Genomic DNA, 15,532 nt, shown 5'->3' with positions numbered 1-15,532 from the left:
GATGACCACCGACCTGACCGAGCGCTACATCAGCGCCACCATCGCCTCGCTGCCGCCCGAGACCCAGGACGACGTGCGCGCCGAGCTCGGAACCGCTGTCACCGACGCCATCGAGGCCCGCCTCGACCAGGGCGAGGACCCCGCCGAGGCCGAACGCACCGTGCTCACCGAGCTGGGCGACCCCGCAGCGCTGGCGGCCGGATACGCCGACCGGCCGCTCCACCTGCTCGGGCCCCGCTACTATCTCACGTGGTGGCGTCTGCTGAAGCTGCTACTGGCGATCGTCCCCGCCTGCGTCGCGGGTGCTGTCGCCCTGGCCCAGGTCATCGCCGGCGCCGATGTCGGTGAGATCATCGGGCAGACCATCGCCGTGACCATCAGCGCCACGCTGCACCTCATCTTCTGGGTGACGCTCGTGTTCGTCATCCTCGAGCGCACCGGGGCCGAGACCGGTCACCGGTGGGACGTCGACCAGCTGCCCGAGTCACGGCCGACCGGCACAGGTCGGGCCGACCTGATCGCCTCGGTCGTCTTCGGCGGGCTCGGGGTGGGCGCTCTCCTGTGGGACCGCTTCCGTGGCGTCGTGAGAATCGACGGAGACGCCGTCCCGGTCCTGCACCCCGACCTGTGGCCCTGGGCGCTGATGGGTCTGTTCGCCATCATCGCCGCCGAGGTCGCGCTGGCCGGGCTGCTCTACACGCGCGCCCGCTGGAGCACAGGGCCGGCCGTCCTCAACACCGCTCTCGCAATGCTGTTCCTCGGCTGGGCGCTGACCCTCTTCGCCGCCGACCGGCTGCTGAACCAGGAGTTCCTCGACCTCGTCCTCCGCGACCACGGGGTGGAACCGGGCTCGATGCGTGTCCTCGGGATCATCCTGGTGTTCTCGCTCGTGGGCATCGCGGTGTGGGACGTCATCGACGGCTGGCTCAAGGCCCGCCGCGACGCCCGACACTGACCCGGGATCGCCCTCTCCGACGAGCGCGCTGTCCACGAAAAGCAGATGCTCACCCCCCCGGTCGATGGGATGACGCCGGCGTCCGGGAGGGTCAGACGGGGACGAAGTCCTCCGCCAGGGCACGACCCTCGGCCTGCATCCGCTCGACGACCGGGCGCAGCTCGTACTCGTAGCGGGCCAGCGCCGCAGGGATGTCACCCTCGGAACGCAGCTGCTGCGCGAGGGCCTCGGCACCGGCCAGTGCCATCCCGGCGCCCTGCCCGGTCAGCAGGGACATCGCCTGACAGGCGTCCCCGAGGAGCACGGTGCGGCCCCGACTCCAGGTCGGCATCTCGATCTGGGAGACGCGATCGAAGTACAGCTCGCCCGGACCGGGACAGTGCTCCAGCAAGCGCGGGACGATCCACCCCGTCGCCTCGTAGCGGCGACGCAGTTCGGCCCGAGGATCCTGCGGGAGCGGCTCCTGCGGACGGACGCGGTGGACGAACAGGGTGGCCAGCCGATCCGTGTCCAGCGGATAGGCGCCGACCTGCAACCCCGACCCCTCGATCATGTGCAGGGCATGTCCCAGGGACCGGGTCGTGCCCGCCTCCCGCATCACGTAGGCGGCGGTATGGAATCCGAGATCCCGGCGGAACTGCTCCTCGGGACCGAAGGCCAGGGCACGGATCCGCGAATGCAGGCCGTCGGCGCCCACCAGCAGGTCCACGCGCTCGACGATCCCGTCGTCCACGGTCACGTCGAGGCCGTCGCCGTCCTCGAGCGCCGCCCCGACGGTCCTGCCGTACCGGAGGTCGACCGTCGAGGGCAGGGCATCGCCGAGGATCCTGACCAGTGCGCCGCGAAGGACCGAGACGGTCCGCTCGGCCTCGGGCCCGTCGTCGGCGAAGCGACCGAGCTCCGCTCCGTCCTGATCGTGGTAGACCAGTTCGGCAAGGTCGACGGCGTGCTCCCGCAGCTCCGCCAGCAGCCCCATGTGCTCCACGGCGTCGAGGCCGCGCCCTCGGCAGTCGAGCATGTAGCCCGCGCCGGGTCGCGCGGGAGCCCGCTCGACCAGGACGACCTCCTGGCCGTCCCGCGCGAGCCAGCGGGCCAGAGCCAGTCCCGCGACGCCTGCACCGCAGATCAGGACCCTCATCGAACATCCCTCCTCGTCGGCGTCGAGGCTACGCGGTGCCCCCGCGCGAGCGCGATCGATATCGGCTCGGCCGCACGTCGTACTCCCGGGTGAAGGCCGCGCTGAAGGCGTAGGCGTTCGCGTAGCCGACCTGCCTCGCGATGGCTCCGAGGGTGTCGTCGCCGTCCTGCAGGAGGTCCGCCGCCAGGCACAGGCGCCAGCCGGCGAGGTAGGAGATGGGCGGTTCCCCCATCACCTCGGCGAAGCGGCGGGCGAAGGTCGCGCGGGAGACGCGTGAGCGTCGGGCCAGCGACTCGACGGTCCATTCCCGCGACGGCTCCGCATGGAGTGCACTGAGAGCGGGGCCGACGACCGGATCGGCGGCGGCTCCGTACCAGGCGGGGACGGAGGTCTCCGGGAGCGCGAACCAGTCCCGCAGCGCCCCGATCAGCACGATGTCCAGGAGCCGGTCGAGCACGGCCTGCTGGCCGGGCTCACGGTGCACGAGCTCGCTCTCCAGGAGGTCCAGGGCGTGGGATCTCTGCTGGCCGCGGGCCACGACGAGCACCGGCGGCAGAGCGCTGAGCAACCGGTCGGCGATGCGGCCCGAGGTGGAGAAGGACCCGGCGAGCAGCGCGTGCTCGGCTCTCAGGGTCGATGCGCAGTCCTCGCCGCCGAGGCCGAGTCGCTCCTCGTCCAGGAAGCAGCCCGTCTCGCCGCGGACTCCGTCGAGGGTCACGACGCAGGTGGCGCCTCCGCTCCCGTCCGGATCACTGGCCAGGCGGATGCTCCCCCGCCCGGTGTGGACGGCGAGGTCCCGGGTCTCCAGGTGGATCGGCTCCGCCCCCTCGCGCAGGAGCCAACCGTCTCCGCGGAGCATCGCAGTGACCGTGATCGTGGAGCCGGCCTCGACGTTCACCGTCCAGGGAGCGGTGAGCAGGTTCTGCCCGATCAGGGCGCCCGAGGCACGGATGTTGTCGAGCACTTCGGTCAGCGTGTCCACGTGACCAGAGTAGACGATGACGCATCCGTTCCAGTGTTCTGAGCATTCTCCGTCTCATGTGCAGAGTGTGGACTGGTCCGGTCCGTCGGGGCTGCGGGTCCGGCACGCTCGCCGTGCCTCCCGCTCCGCCTCGCACCCGTCCTTCTGGAGGCCTGTCATGCCCGTCGATCATCCGCCCACCCCCGGGTCCGCCCTGTGGGTCCTCGCTCACCCCCGGCGCGAGTCCCTGAACGGCCATCTGTTCCGCGCCGGCGTCGAGGCGCTCTCCCGCGACCACGAGGTGGCGACCTCGGACCTGTACTCCCTGGGGTTCGACCCCGTGCTCGGCGAACCGGACCTCGGCGAGCCCGCGGGCCGGCCCGGGAATCTGGCCGAGCTCGCCGGAGAGGCCTACACCCGGGGGCAGGTGCTGCCCGAGGTGCAGGCCGAGCACGAGAAGCTCGCGCGCGCCGAGCTGCTCGTGCTGCAGTTCCCGCTGTGGTGGTACGGCACGCCCGCGATCCTCAAGGGATGGCTGGACCGCACCCTGACCGACAGCTTCGCCTACGACAACGAGATCGACCCGGCGCACGGTGTGCCGCGACGGTACGGCGACGGTGGTCTCACCCGGCGCAGGGCCCTGATCGTCGTCACCGTCGGCGAGGACGAGCGCACTCTCGGCCCGCGCGGCCTCAGCGGGGACCTCGACTCCCTGCTGTTCCCCCTCACCCACGGTGCGCTCTGGTACGTGGGGATCGAGGCGCTGGACCTGCACGTCGTCCACGACGCCGACTCGCTCAGCGCGGCCGGTGTGGTCCGGGAGATCCGACGCCTGCGGCAGCGGCTCGAGGGGATCGACTCGGAACCGACACGTCCCTTCCGACGCCTGCGCGACGGGGACTACCCCTCCGATCTGCGAGCACTGCACCCGGACCTGCTGCCGGGACGCACCGACCTCGAGATCCACCGGGTGGGATGAGGTCGCCGAGCGCGACGAGGGTCAGGCGTGCTCGTCGTCGGCGGACGCCGGCGCGGGCCCTGCCTCGGGCTCGGGGAGCGGGTCCTCCCCTCGTCGTGCCTCGGCCCGCCGGGAGGCCTGCCAGCTGGCCAGGAGCCGCAATCGCTCCTGGCTGGTGGAGCCGGGTTCGGCGGTGTAGACGATGACGGCGCGGCCCGGTTCCGCGGTGATCGCGAGCTCCTCGTAGGCCAGGGTCAGCTCGCCGACCACGGGGTGGTGGAAACGTTTGGTCCCGGCCCCGTGGGTGCGCACGTCGTGGGCGCCCCACAGCCGGCGGAAGGTGTCGCTGCAGGTCGACAGCTCCCCCACCAGGTCCTGGAGCGTCGCGTCGTGCGGATCCCGGCCCGCCTCCACCCGCATGCTGCCCACGCACATCTCGGCGAACCGCTCCCACTCCGGGTAGAAGTCCTGCGCCGCGGGGTCGAGGAACTGGAAGCGGGCGAGGTTCGGGACCCGTCCGCCGTCGCCAATCACCGGGGAGTAGAAGGCGTGCCCCAGCTCGTTGGTCGCCAACAGGTTCTGGTACTGGTCACGCACGAAGGCGACGCCGTCGGTCAGGGAGTCCAGTGCCCAGTGCAGGGCCGGTCGCATCGGCGCGGGGGCGGCGGCGCCGCGCCGGCGGGGGCGCCCCGAGGTCGGGATGCCGTCGGCGGCACGCGCGAGATCCAGCAGGTGACGGCGCTCGGTCTCGTCGAGCAGCAGTGCGCAGACCACCGCGTCGAGCACCGAGGCCGAGGCCCCGGCGATCGCGCCCCGCTCGAGCTTCGCGTAGTACTCGACGCTGACCCCGGCGAGCGCCGCGACCTCGCTGCGGCGCAGGCCCGACACGCGCCGCGCGCCACCGGCCGGCAGCCCGACGTCCTCCGGCGTCACCTTCGCTCGGCGCGACATGAGGAATTCACGCACCTCGGCCCGGTTGTCCATGCCGCTCACGATAGGTCGATCCCGGCCCGCAGGGGAATGCCCTGTCGGTACACCCCACGGCAGGGTCTCCCTGCCGGCGGGCCGATCAGCTGTGATGGTCCGGTCACCCGAACGAAGGAGCATCCCCATGCGCGCAGTCATCATGCACGGCCCCGGCGACGTCCGCGTCGAGGAGCGTGAGGACCCCACGATCCTCGAGCCGACGGACGCCGTCATCCGCCTCGCGGCCACCTGCATCTGCGGCTCCGACCTGTGGCCCTACCGCGGCGTCGACCAGCCCGACCACCAGCACATGGGCCACGAGTACGTGGGCGTGGTCGAGGAGATCGGCGAGGCGGTCGAGACGCTGGAGGTCGGGGACTTCGTCGTCGGCTCCTTCGTCATCTCCTGCGGTCGGTGCGAGATCTGCCGTGAGGGCCACCCCTCCCGCTGCGTCCACGCGGTCTTCGTCGACGGCGAGATCGGCACCCAGGCGGAGAAGGCCCGGATCCCCTTCGCCGACGGCACCCTGGTCGCCACCCCCGGACCGCCCGCAGCGGAGCTCGTCCCCTCGCTGCTGGCCGCCTCCGACGTGCTCGGCACCGGTTGGTTCGCGGCCGACGCCGCCCAGGCCGGCCCCGGCAGGGTCGTCGCGGTGGTCGGGGACGGCGCGGTCGGCCTGATGGGCATCCTGTCGGCGAAGCAGATGGGCGCCGAGCGCATCATCGCCATGAGCCGCCACGCCGACCGGCAGGCCCTGGCCCGCGAGTACGGCGCCACCGACATCGTCACCGAGCGCGGTGACGAGGGCGTCGCCCGCATCAAGGAGCTCACGAACGGGCTCGGCGCGCACAGCGTGATCGAGGCCGTCGGCACCCAGGAGTCGATGATGCAGGCCATCCGCTCCACCCGGCCCGGCGGGCACATCGGCTTCGTGGGCGTCTCCCACGACGTCGAGCTGCCCGGCGACGAGCTGTTCTTCTCCGCCGTCCACCTCCACGGCGGCCCCGCCCCGGTGCGCCGCTACCTGCCCGAGCTGATCCAACTGATCTGGGATCGGGAGATCGACCCGGGGAAGGTCTTCGACCTCACCCTGCCGCTGGCCGATGCCGCCGAGGGCTATGCGGCGATGGACGAGCGCCGCGCCACCAAGGTGCTGCTGACGCTCTGATCCCTGCTCGCCCGCTCAGGCCCGCTCAGCATCGCTCCGAGAGTCCCCGCCACCATGACCACGACGCTCCCGTCGTCCACCTCCGCCCCGGCCCCGGCCCGTCTGCCCGCGGTCATCTACGTCCTCACGGCCGGGACCTTCCTCATGGGCACCACGGAGTTCGTGGTCGCCGGGCTGCTGTTCTCGGTGGCCGGGGACTTCTCGGTGTCGGTCGCCGACGCCGGGCTCGCGATCACCGTCTTCGCGCTCGGGATGATCGTGGGGGCACCGACCATGGCGCTGGCCACGCTGCGCCTGCCGCACCGGATGACGCTGTCCGTCGCGCTGCTGGTGTTCGCCGTAGGGCATGCGGCCGGGGCCCTGACCGACGACTTCGGCGTGCTGCTGGCCACCCGTTTCCTGTCGGCCGTGGCCACCGGGGCCTTCTGGGCGGTGGCCACGGTGGCCGCCGTGAACTCGGCGGGGCCACGGATCCGCACCCACGCCCTGGGCATCGTGCTGGGCGGCGGCATGCTCGCCAACGTGCTCGGGGTGCCGCTGGGCGCCTTCGCCGGCCAGCTCGTCGGGTGGCGGGGCACCTTCTGGACGCTCGCCGTGCTCGCTGCCCTGCTCGCCGCGGCGGTCGCGCGCACGGTGCCGGCCGGCCGAGCTGCCGCCACGGCCCCCTCGATCCGGGCCGAGCTCGCCTCCCTGGGTTCGGGGAAGCTGTGGCTGGTGCTGGCCGCCTGTGCGGCGGCCACCGGCGGGGTGCTGTCGATCTACAGCTTCCTCTCCCCGATCCTCACCGAGGGGGCGGGGGTCCCGGAGAGCGCAGTGCCGCTGGTCCTGATGGGCTTCGGACTGGCAGCACTGGTGGGATCCGTGATCGGCGGCCGGCTGGGCGACGGCCACCCCTACGCGACTCCGCTGGTCACCGCCGCGTCGACGTTCCTGGTCGCACTCGGCCTGCTGGCCATGTCCTCCTCTCCCGTCGCGGTGGTCGTGCTGTTCGTCCTGCTCGGCCTCGTGGGACTCTCCGCGAACCCGGTGCTGGTGGGACTCGCCAACCGCTTCGGCGGGGAGGCCTCGACCCTGGCCACGGCGATGCCCACGGCGATCTTCAACCTGGGCACCGCGATCGGCACCGCTCTCGCCGGGGCGGCCCTGACCACTGACCTGGGAGCCCGCGGGCCGTTACTGGTGGGCGCCGTCGGCGCCGCCCTCGTGCTGGTCCCGCTGGGCACCCTCGCCCTCCGCGAGCGTCGAGGCGCGCAGCGCGCCTGAGACCCGTCCGCTCCACCTGCAAGGGCCCACCCGATACCGGGCCCGCGGTCCCTCTCGCAGCGGCGTGCACCCCTGTCCTCACATCGTGCCGCTGTGGGCTGGGGAATAACTCCGTGACCCGAACCGTTGGCACCTGGTAGCGTCTGAAGTCGTCACCGGTGGTGGGAACCCGCACCTGGAGGGACGGGATGCCTGCCGACGAGGCAGGGCTCCAGCCCTTCGCGCGGATCATCCGCCCTCCCGACCACCACGACGGCTCGGCCCGGCGCGCTGCCACGGAGGCAGCACGAGCAGGGCCTGAGACGCACGGCCTGCGCCCCGCGCCGCGACCACCGCCGAGAGGTGGGACTCCGCGGCCCTCCCGAACGGGGACGCACCGGCCACCGCACCGCTGGGCACCCACCAGCGCCAGAACATCAGCGCCGACCGCGAGTCGGCCACAGACACCGTCGACCCCGTGTCGACGAAGGAGATTCATGAAGAACACCAAGCACACGATGCGCTCCAAGCGCCCCGAATACCGCACCGTCGTCTTCCGCGACCAGAGCGCGGACGTCCGGTACCTCACCCGCTCCACCCGCACCTCGGAGCACACCACGACCTGGCAGGACGGGAACATCTACCCCGTCATCGACGTGGACCTCTCCTCCGCCGCGCACCTGTCGCGGGCTCGGGGAGCCGAGGACACCGCGCGGCACCGTCGACCGGTCGCCGCCGGCCGGAGCTGACGCCACCGATCCCTGACACCGGGGCCGCCCCGTGCAGCAGGCCGCCTCGTCCGATCCGTCGGACGGGGCGGCCTGCTGCTGTCCACAGCCGTCTCAGACGACGGCTGCCTCCCGCTGCGCGGCGACCGCGGACTCGGCGTCGGCCATCACGAGCATCCCGTTGATGTGCCCGCCGGCGAGCGCGCCGCCCGCGGCCGATGCCCCGACCTGGGCGCTGGGATCCGCGGCGTTGCCCGCGATCCACACCCCCGGCACCTCGGCGGCCCCGGCGAATCCGCTCACGATCTTCTGTCCCATGCCACCGCCGACGTCCTCGAGGCGGAGACCGAGGCCCTCCAGGCCCTCGGTCCGCGGCGACATGACCGTGGCGACCGCGAGGGTCGTGCGGGCCACGACCTCGCCGCCGGCGAGCCGCACCCCGGCGATCGTGCCCTCGGGCCCGTCGAGGATCTCCTCGATCGGTTCCTCGAGGATCCGGATCCCGCGTGCGGCGCACCGCTCGCGGGCCTCCTCGTCGATCTCCACGCCGGCGGCGAAGACGACGACGTCGTCGCTGAGCTGGCGGAACATCAGCGCCTGGTGCAGCGACGCAGGGCGAGTGGCGATCACGCCGATCGGCTGGTCGCGCACCTCCCAGCCGTGGCAGTAGGGGCAGTGCACGACGCCGCGGCCCCAGTGCGCGGCGAGGCCTGGCACCTCCGGCAGCTCGTCGCGGGCGCCGGAGGCGATCAGCAGGCGCCGCGCGGTCAGGCCTCGTCCGTCGGCGAGGTCGACCCGGAAGCGCAGGTCCCCGCCGGCCGCGGGCTCGGTGGCTCGGGCTGTGGAGACCTCACCGGTCACGATCACGCCGCCGTACTGCCGCAGCTCGCCGCGGCCGCGCTCGAGGTACTCACCCGGCGGGGTGCCCTCGTTGCCGAGCAGGCCGTGGATCCCCTGGGCCGGAGCGTTGCGGGGGCTGCCGGCGTCGATCACGACGACGCTGCGTCGGGAGCGGGCGAGCATAAGGGCACCGTTGAGGCCGGCGGCGCCGCCACCGATCACGACGACGTCGACGGTGCCGACGGGCAGCTCGTCCCCGCCGGCGCCGGCGGGGTGGAGCTGATCGGCAGCGGTGGCATGGCGGGCGTCACCGGTGGGGATGGGTGCAGGGGTCATCGCGGTTTCCTCTCGTGGTGGGAAGCCTTCGTCAGGAGGCATCTTCCGACCGTAGACACGCATCGCCGTTGGCGCATAGACTCTTGCTCATGACGCAAGAAATGGGTGGGGTCGACGGCCTCGTGCGGCAACGGATCCGTGCCCTGCGCCTCGCCCAGGGGCTCTCGCTGGGAGATCTTGCGACCCGTGCCCATCTCAGCCAGTCCACGCTCTCGCGGATCGAGAACGGGCAGCGCCGTCTCGCCCTGGATCAGATGGTCACGCTCGCCCGCGCCCTGGACACGAGCCTCGACGAGTTGGTGGAGACCCACACCGAGGAGGTCGTCTCCAATCCGATCTCCGACCACGGCCTGGATTCCCTGCGCTGGCAGATCCGCCACTGGCCGGGCCCGGTGATCCTGCGCCGCCGCGTGAGCGGCCCACCCCCGGCCCCGTCGCGGATGCGCGCCCACCCCGGGCACGAGTGGCTGGTGGTCCTCTCCGGCACACTCACGCTGCTGCTGGGCGAGCAGCGCCATCGGGTCCATGCGAACCAGAGCGCGGAGTTCGACACGATGCTCCCGCACGCCTTCGGCGCCGAGGGTGGCCCGGCCGACGTGCTGATGATCGTGGATCCCGAGGCTCGGCGCGGACATCGCGAGGACCCCGGGGACTGAGCCCGTCGCCCCGCCGGGAGGACGCCCGTCAGACCCGCGCGTCGCGCTCCCCGAGCCACGGCGAGAGGTGATCCTCCACTCCGAGCCAGGGCGCGAGACCGTCGGCCCATTCCCGCTCCGTGAGCAGGCTGCGCCCGAAGGCGGCTCGCACCCGCTCCGCGTCGGCCGCCTCGATGCCCGTCACCACCAGGCGCGTGGTGGGCAGGTCGCGGCCCGCCCTCCACACGGCGCCGATCGAGACCTGCCCGCCGGCACCGTCCCATTGGCAGATGCTGTCGGGGCGATCGGGGACCCAGAAGCGGCCGCGCTCTCGAAGGCGTCCGGCTCCGAGGTCCTCGATGTTCTCGAGCAGGCGGCGGGGGTGGAACGGTCGTGCGGAGCTCAGGTCGAGAGTCCAGGTGCCGTGCTGCGTCGGCCCGCCGTACGGCTCGACGCACCGGGCATCGCGCCGTCGCAGCCCGGCGAGATGATCCAGTCGCCGACCCAGCAGCGTGCCCGCGTCGAGGGAGTAGGGGCCGACGACAAGATCCTGCTCGGGGGCGCGGAGGTGCTCGACGAGCTCCGCCCCGGGACCGGCGGGGTCCCCGTCGAGGACGAGCAGGTCGGCGTACTCGATCTGGGCGGCGAGCGCCTCCCCGACGCTGCGCGAGTCACCCGCGGCCCATTGCAGGCCGCGTTCGGCCAGGGTGTCCTCGCCGAGCAGGTCCCCCCGGACCGCCTCGAGCCCGACGGCGCTCGCCGCCGCGGCGAGGTGCCAGGAGTCCTGGTGCGGGCGGAGCGTGCCGACGACGATCGAGGGGTCGGCGCTGAGCGGCGGAGCGAGCACGATCGCCGAGATGGCGGGCAGGTGCGCGAGGCGGGTGAGCACCGGGACGGCGTCCTCCCGCATGGCGCAGGAGACGCACGGGTGGTCGAGGTCGACCAGCTCGTCCTCGACCACCCCGTCTGCCGCGACGATCACTCGCCGCAGGGACGAGGAGCGGGCCTCGACCTCGTAGCGCAGGGCGACGGCGCCGGCGGTGTCGAGCAGCAGGCTCGCGACCAGCGCGTCCCGCAGCACGGCGTCGACGGCCGTGACGACGGCGACAGGGGTGGAATGCCGTCCACCCTCATGTCGTTGAAAACGATCGGAACCCGGGGCGTCGCTCATGACGGCACCACTCCTCTTGTTTGACGATAACGATTCTCAACAAGTAGTGTCGCTGACCATCCCGCGGTGCTGTCAAGCCGGCGGAGCCCTCCCGAGCTCCCACCGCGACGAACCCTCTCGGAAGGAGCCCCCATGGCCAGGAAGAACGAGGCGCGCAGCACCGTGACGCTGCGCTCGAGCGCCGGCACCGGCGTCACCTACATGACCACGAAGAACCGTCGGAACACCCCGGACCGCCTGGTCATGCGCAAGTACGATCCGAAGGTCCGCGCCGTCGTCGAGTTCCGCGAGGCCCGCTGATGGCCAAGACCTCGAAGATCGCGGCGGACCGCCGGCGACGTGAGATCGTCGCCCGGCACGCCGCGGAGCGCGCGGCCCTGAAGCGCACGATCAAGGATCCCTCGACCCCGACGGCCCAGCGGATCCAAGCACAGCGAGCGCTGCAGCGCCTGCCGCGCGATGCGAGCCCGACCCGCCTGCGCAACCGCGACGCGATCGACGGCCGGCCGCGCGGATACCTGCGGGCCGCCGGCCTCTCACGGGTCCGCTTCCGGGACGCCGCGCACCGCGGCGAACTGCCCGGCATCACGAAATCCAGCTGGTGAGGAGAGAACCATGAAGCAGTCCATCCATCCCGAGTACCGACCCGTCGTCTTCCGCGACGCGAGCGCCGGGTTCTCGTTCCTGACCCGCTCCACCCGTACCGCGGAGTCCACCGTGGCCTGGGAGGACGGGAAGCAGTACCCCGTGATCGACGTCGAGGTCTCCTCGGCCTCGCACCCGTTCTACACGGGCCGGGCCACGGTGCTGGACACCGCCGGCCGCGTCGAGAAGTTCCGTCGGCGCTACGGCACGGCGAGCTCCCCCTCGGCGGGCGCCTGACCGGGCTCCCGCCGACGGACCCCGTAGGCCTCGGGCCGACCGACCCGACGCTGACGCCGACCCTGCAGGCCGCCCCCTCCCTCGGCGGAGGGGGCGGCCTGCGTCGTCTCGGCCCGTCAGGCCTGAAGCGGCTCAGGTCCCCGAGCCGCCTCGGCCAACCGCGGGGCGAGGCGCCCGGCCATCACCCGGTAGCCCTCGGCCGTGGGATGCAGCAGATCGCCGAGCAGATCCAGCTCCGCGGTCGAGATGATCTCCGTGCCATCGATCAGGGTCAGCAGCGGATCGTGCTCCTGCAGGCTGCGCACGCAGCGGTGGATGATCGCGCGGATCTCCCGCTGATCCAGGCCGGCGGCGTTCTTCTGCTCCTCGCGGTGGGGACCGGCGGCGGTCGGGCTCATCACCACGATCGGGGCGTCGACGAGCCGGCGCAGCTGGGAGATGAAGCCGATGACAGCCGGCGGCAGACTGCGGGCGTTGAAGGTGCCGGCGCCGTACACGTTCGCGCCCAGGCACATCGTCACGAGGTCCGGACGGGCCGCCCCGAGGGTCTGGGCCAGGGGCGGGTCGAGATGGCACTGACCGGACATCCCCAGCGCCGTCAGCTCCCAGGAGTTCTCCGCGGCGACCAGCGCCGGCCAGGTCCTCGTCGGGGACTCCGCCTGGTTGCACTGGGTGATCGAGCTGCCGTACACGGCCCACCGCGGACCCCGCGGAGGGGCCGGCTCGAGCCGGGCGGCGCCGTGGAAGGTCACCTCCTGCACGCTGGTCGGTGCCGTGTGCGGCAGCCACAGCTCCACCCGTGCCTGCTCCCCCGGCAGCTCGAGGTGGACCGTGGTGCGTCCGTCGATCGGCACCGTGTGCAGGAGCGCGCCGTCGACGACGAGATCGGCGCACGCGGGGAAACCTGCCGGGTCGAGTCCGCTGGTCAGGGTGAGCTCGAGGGTGCTCGCCGCGGTGTCGACCTCGAGGCGCACGCCGTTGGGCACCCGGGAGAGCAGGTCCATGCCCTCGGACATGATCTGTGCGAGGTGCTCCTGCCGCACCCGCCACGGTTGCTGCCCCTCGGGCGTCGTGGTCCAGGTGGCGGCTCCGTGCCAGGCCTGCGGGAGGTCCGACGGCAGGGCAGAGAGCCGGGTGGCGGCTGGATGGGGCATCGGGACTCCTCTCGCGGCAGCAGTGCCGCGGGGTGAGGGCGGGGACGACGCACGATGCTACAGCTCGCGGGCCATGACCCGGTGGCCGGGGCAACGCGTCGGGCGGCGCCTCAGGCAGGGAGCAGCGGCTGGGGCAGGTCAGGAAGATCGCTGCCTTCGCCGCGGGTCTACCGTAGGCACAGGACCCGACCCGCAGCCGCGCCGACGAGAGGCCCGCCATGCTCACCACCACGAATCCGCCGCTGCTCACCACCGACGTGCTCATCGTCGGCGCCGGTCCGACGGGCCTGATGACCGGCCTCGTCCTGGCGCGGCGCGGGGTGGATGCCCTGGTGATCGATGGGAAGTCCGGTCCGACGACGGAGTCGCGGGCGCTGGTGGTCCAGGCCCGCAGCATGGAGATCTACGACCAGCTGGGGCTCGCCGAGCAGGTGCTCGCCGGCGCCACCCCCGCCGGTCGCATCCAGATCGGGGCCGAGGCCGCTCCCGGCGGCGCCGACTTCGCGACCTCGCAGAGCGGCTGGACGCCGTTCCCGGGGGCGCAGATCTTCGAGCAGTCCCAGAACGAGGAGCTGCTCTCGGCGACGCTCGAGGCGGAGGGCCACCCGGTGCGATGGGGGCTGCGCCTGACGAGCCTCGAGGCGGGGACCGGCTCCGAGGACGAGCACGTCGAGGTCCTGGCCGAGGGGCAGGAGGGTCCGGTACGGATCCGTGCACGCCGGCTGATCGGGGCCGACGGGGCGAGCTCCCCGGTGCGCCATGCGCTCGACCTCCCCTTCGAGGGCGTCACCGATGACGCGACCTTCTGCGTGGCCGATCTGCGCGGCGTGAGCGGGATCCCCGAGGACTCTCTCGCGGCCCGCTTCGGCCAGCAGCGCTTCGCGGTCACCTTCCCCATGGGGCCGGGCGGGCACGTTCGCCTGGTGTGGCTGCACGGCGGGGAGGACCCCGAGCAGGAGGAGGCCCTCGCCGCGGTGCGCGAGGACCTCGACGTCACCTATGAGCAGGTGGACTGGTTCTCTGCCTACCGCGTCCATCACCGGGTGGCCGCGAACTTCCGCCGTGGCGCGGTGTTCCTGGCCGGGGACGCCGCACATGTCCACTCCCCCGTCGGCGGCCAGGGCATGAATACCGGCCTGCAGGACGCCCATCACCTCGCGAACCTGCTCGCGGACGTCTCCGCGGGCCACCTCGGTCCCGACGCGCTGGAGCGGTACGAGCGGGAGCGACGGCCCGTGGCGCTGACGCTGATCACTGCGACGGACCGTGCCTTCGGGGTGATCGCCCGCTCCGACCGGGGTACGGCCTTCCTGCGCCGCCGCGCCCGCGACGTGCTGTCCGTCCTCGCGCCGCGCGTGCTCGCCTCCCCGCTCGGGCCGCGTCTGGGCGGGCTGCTCGGCCAGTACCGGATCCGCTACCACGCAGTGGCAGAGGGCGAGCAGGTTCCGCGGTGGGCCAGTGATCGTGCCGTGGGTGTGCGCCTGCCCCCGACCTCCGAGAACGCGCAGGTGCTGCGGTCGATGAGCTGGCAGCTGCACACCTATAGTCCCGGCACGGCCAACCGTCCCGCCGTCCCCGACTGGATCGAGGGACCGTTCGCCTTCTCCCCCGACGAGCTCGGCAGGCTGCGCGAGGACCGGCTGTACCTGGTGCGCCCGGACGGGTTCGTCGCGGCATCGTTCCCGCTGCACGCCGGGGCGAGCGCCACCTCCGACGTCCGCGACGCCCTGGCCTCCTACGACGTGGTGGGCTGAGCGCGCGCCGATCGTCCTCATCGGCCCGCATCCCGCGCTCAGGAGCCGAGCCGCCGCGGATCCGGCAGGGACTGCGCATAGGGTGCCGGGATGGAGCTGAACCACATCGCCGCCCGTATCGAGAAGCTCTCCGCGCAGTACGCGGAGGCCACCCCCTCGACCCTCTAAACATGGCCCTGAACGTCTCGATCAAGGCGGTCCTGCGGGACGACGAGGGCCGCGTGCTCCTGGGATGCAACCCGCGCGGGGAGTGGGAGCTGCTCGGCGGCCGCCCCAATCCGGAGGACACCTCACCACAGGAGACGCTGCGGCGGGAGCTCCTCGAGGAGGCGGGCCTCGCGATCACCGTCGGCCCGATCCTCGACTCCTGGATCTACGACCTCGGCGATCCGGGACGCATCTGCCTGGTCACCTACCTCGCCTCCCCCGCGACGACCACCCCGCCGCACCTCAGCGAGGAGCACTCCGAGCTGCGCTGGTTCACCCCCGCCCAGGCGCAGGAGGCGACCATGCCGCAGGGCTACAAGGACAGCATCGCGGCGGCATCGGCCCGGTGACGTAGGGGGTGCGGAGTCCGTGAGGGACGAGGGGTGGCGGATCCCGTCGATCCGCGGAGTGCCAGCGCGTCATCGGCGGCCGACGAT

17 protein-coding genes are annotated in these 15,532 nt (G+C 72.6%); 11 read left to right on the top strand and 6 right to left on the bottom strand.

Translation table 11 applies throughout. The annotated features are described in order from the left end of the window. The first annotated feature begins 1 nt into the window (after position 1). Positions 2-955, top strand: coding sequence for a permease prefix domain 1-containing protein (locus JOF43_RS06095; protein WP_209900285.1), 954 nt, complete (start codon positions 2-4; stop codon positions 953-955). A gap of 91 nt (positions 956-1,046) precedes the next feature. Here the strand turns inward: JOF43_RS06095 and JOF43_RS06090 are convergent, their stop codons facing one another. Then, the gene (locus JOF43_RS06090) at positions 1,047-2,093 is read right to left on the bottom strand and encodes an FAD-dependent oxidoreductase (RefSeq protein WP_209900283.1); all 1,047 of its coding nucleotides are present in this window, start codon (positions 2,091-2,093) and stop codon (positions 1,047-1,049) included. 28 nt (positions 2,094-2,121) lie between these two features. Next, entirely contained in the window at positions 2,122-3,075 is a 954-nt protein-coding gene (locus tag JOF43_RS06085) for an AraC family transcriptional regulator (RefSeq protein WP_209900281.1), read from the bottom strand. 157 nt (positions 3,076-3,232) lie between these two features. Here JOF43_RS06085 and JOF43_RS06080 point away from each other — a divergent pair, with 157 nt between their 5' ends. Then, complete coding sequence (locus tag JOF43_RS06080; RefSeq protein WP_209900280.1) at positions 3,233-4,033, top strand: NAD(P)H-dependent oxidoreductase; 801 nt, start codon at positions 3,233-3,235, stop codon at positions 4,031-4,033. A 21-nt stretch (positions 4,034-4,054) separates the two neighbouring features. Here JOF43_RS06080 and JOF43_RS06075 read toward each other — a convergent pair whose 3' ends face one another. Next, the gene (locus tag JOF43_RS06075) at positions 4,055-4,996 is read right to left on the bottom strand and encodes a helix-turn-helix domain-containing protein (protein ID WP_209900278.1); all 942 of its coding nucleotides are present in this window, start codon (positions 4,994-4,996) and stop codon (positions 4,055-4,057) included. A gap of 127 nt (positions 4,997-5,123) precedes the next feature. Between JOF43_RS06075 and JOF43_RS06070 the strand changes: the two genes are divergently transcribed. The 3 genes from JOF43_RS06070 (at position 5,124) to JOF43_RS06060 (ending at position 8,137) form a co-directional block, all read left to right on the top strand. After that, positions 5,124-6,146 (top strand): zinc-dependent alcohol dehydrogenase family protein, encoded by a 1,023-nt coding sequence (locus JOF43_RS06070; RefSeq protein ID WP_209900276.1) that lies wholly within the window; start codon positions 5,124-5,126, stop codon positions 6,144-6,146. A 54-nt stretch (positions 6,147-6,200) separates the two neighbouring features. After that, positions 6,201-7,409, top strand: a complete 1,209-nt coding sequence (locus JOF43_RS06065) for an MFS transporter (RefSeq protein WP_209900274.1) — start codon at positions 6,201-6,203, stop codon at positions 7,407-7,409. 476 nt (positions 7,410-7,885) lie between these two features. Further along, the gene (locus tag JOF43_RS06060) at positions 7,886-8,137 is read left to right on the top strand and encodes a 50S ribosomal protein L31 (protein WP_209900272.1); all 252 of its coding nucleotides are present in this window, start codon (positions 7,886-7,888) and stop codon (positions 8,135-8,137) included. A 93-nt stretch (positions 8,138-8,230) separates the two neighbouring features. Here the strand turns inward: JOF43_RS06060 and JOF43_RS06055 are convergent, their stop codons facing one another. Beyond that, entirely contained in the window at positions 8,231-9,292 is a 1,062-nt protein-coding gene (locus tag JOF43_RS06055; protein ID WP_209900270.1) for an NAD(P)/FAD-dependent oxidoreductase, read from the bottom strand. Positions 9,293-9,381: 89 nt separating this feature from the next. Here JOF43_RS06055 and JOF43_RS06050 point away from each other — a divergent pair, with 89 nt between their 5' ends. Then, positions 9,382-9,948, top strand: coding sequence for a helix-turn-helix domain-containing protein (locus JOF43_RS06050; protein ID WP_209900268.1), 567 nt, complete (start codon positions 9,382-9,384; stop codon positions 9,946-9,948). A 28-nt stretch (positions 9,949-9,976) separates the two neighbouring features. Here the strand turns inward: JOF43_RS06050 and JOF43_RS06045 are convergent, their stop codons facing one another. After that, positions 9,977-11,098 carry a CobW family GTP-binding protein gene (locus tag JOF43_RS06045; protein ID WP_209900266.1) on the bottom strand — a complete coding sequence of 374 codons (1,122 nt, stop codon included), beginning with the start codon at positions 11,096-11,098 and terminating at the stop codon, positions 9,977-9,979. Positions 11,099-11,230: 132 nt separating this feature from the next. On the opposite strand from JOF43_RS06045, the gene rpmG reads away from it, so the two are divergent. The 3 genes from rpmG to JOF43_RS06030 are packed head-to-tail and all read left to right on the top strand — an operon-like array spanning position 11,231 to position 11,980. Then, positions 11,231-11,398 (top strand): 50S ribosomal protein L33, encoded by a 168-nt coding sequence (gene rpmG / locus JOF43_RS06040; RefSeq protein ID WP_209900264.1) that lies wholly within the window; start codon positions 11,231-11,233, stop codon positions 11,396-11,398. After that, positions 11,398-11,703, top strand: a complete 306-nt coding sequence (gene rpsN, locus JOF43_RS06035) for a 30S ribosomal protein S14 (RefSeq protein ID WP_209900262.1) — start codon at positions 11,398-11,400, stop codon at positions 11,701-11,703. Before rpmG ends, rpsN begins: the two co-directional genes overlap by 1 nt. A gap of 10 nt (positions 11,704-11,713) precedes the next feature. Further along, on the top strand, positions 11,714-11,980 hold the full coding sequence (locus JOF43_RS06030; RefSeq protein WP_209900260.1) for a type B 50S ribosomal protein L31: 267 nt from the start codon (positions 11,714-11,716) through the stop codon (positions 11,978-11,980). A gap of 116 nt (positions 11,981-12,096) precedes the next feature. Here JOF43_RS06030 and JOF43_RS06025 read toward each other — a convergent pair whose 3' ends face one another. Continuing rightward, positions 12,097-13,134 carry a GDSL-type esterase/lipase family protein gene (locus JOF43_RS06025; protein WP_209900258.1) on the bottom strand — a complete coding sequence of 346 codons (1,038 nt, stop codon included), beginning with the start codon at positions 13,132-13,134 and terminating at the stop codon, positions 12,097-12,099. Positions 13,135-13,352: 218 nt separating this feature from the next. Here JOF43_RS06025 and JOF43_RS06020 point away from each other — a divergent pair, with 218 nt between their 5' ends. Next, on the top strand, positions 13,353-14,888 hold the full coding sequence (locus JOF43_RS06020; protein WP_209900256.1) for an FAD-dependent monooxygenase: 1,536 nt from the start codon (positions 13,353-13,355) through the stop codon (positions 14,886-14,888). 170 nt (positions 14,889-15,058) lie between these two features. Beyond that, on the top strand, positions 15,059-15,445 hold the full coding sequence (locus tag JOF43_RS06015; RefSeq protein ID WP_209900254.1) for an NUDIX domain-containing protein: 387 nt from the start codon (positions 15,059-15,061) through the stop codon (positions 15,443-15,445). Positions 15,446-15,532: the final 87 nt, after the last annotated feature.

The organism is Brachybacterium sacelli (genome assembly GCF_017876545.1).
GTDB classification, from domain to species: Bacteria; Actinomycetota; Actinomycetes; order Actinomycetales; family Dermabacteraceae; genus Brachybacterium; species Brachybacterium sacelli.
The sequence above is the reverse complement of the archived record's forward strand: the minus strand, read 5'-3'. Positions and strand labels throughout refer to the sequence as shown.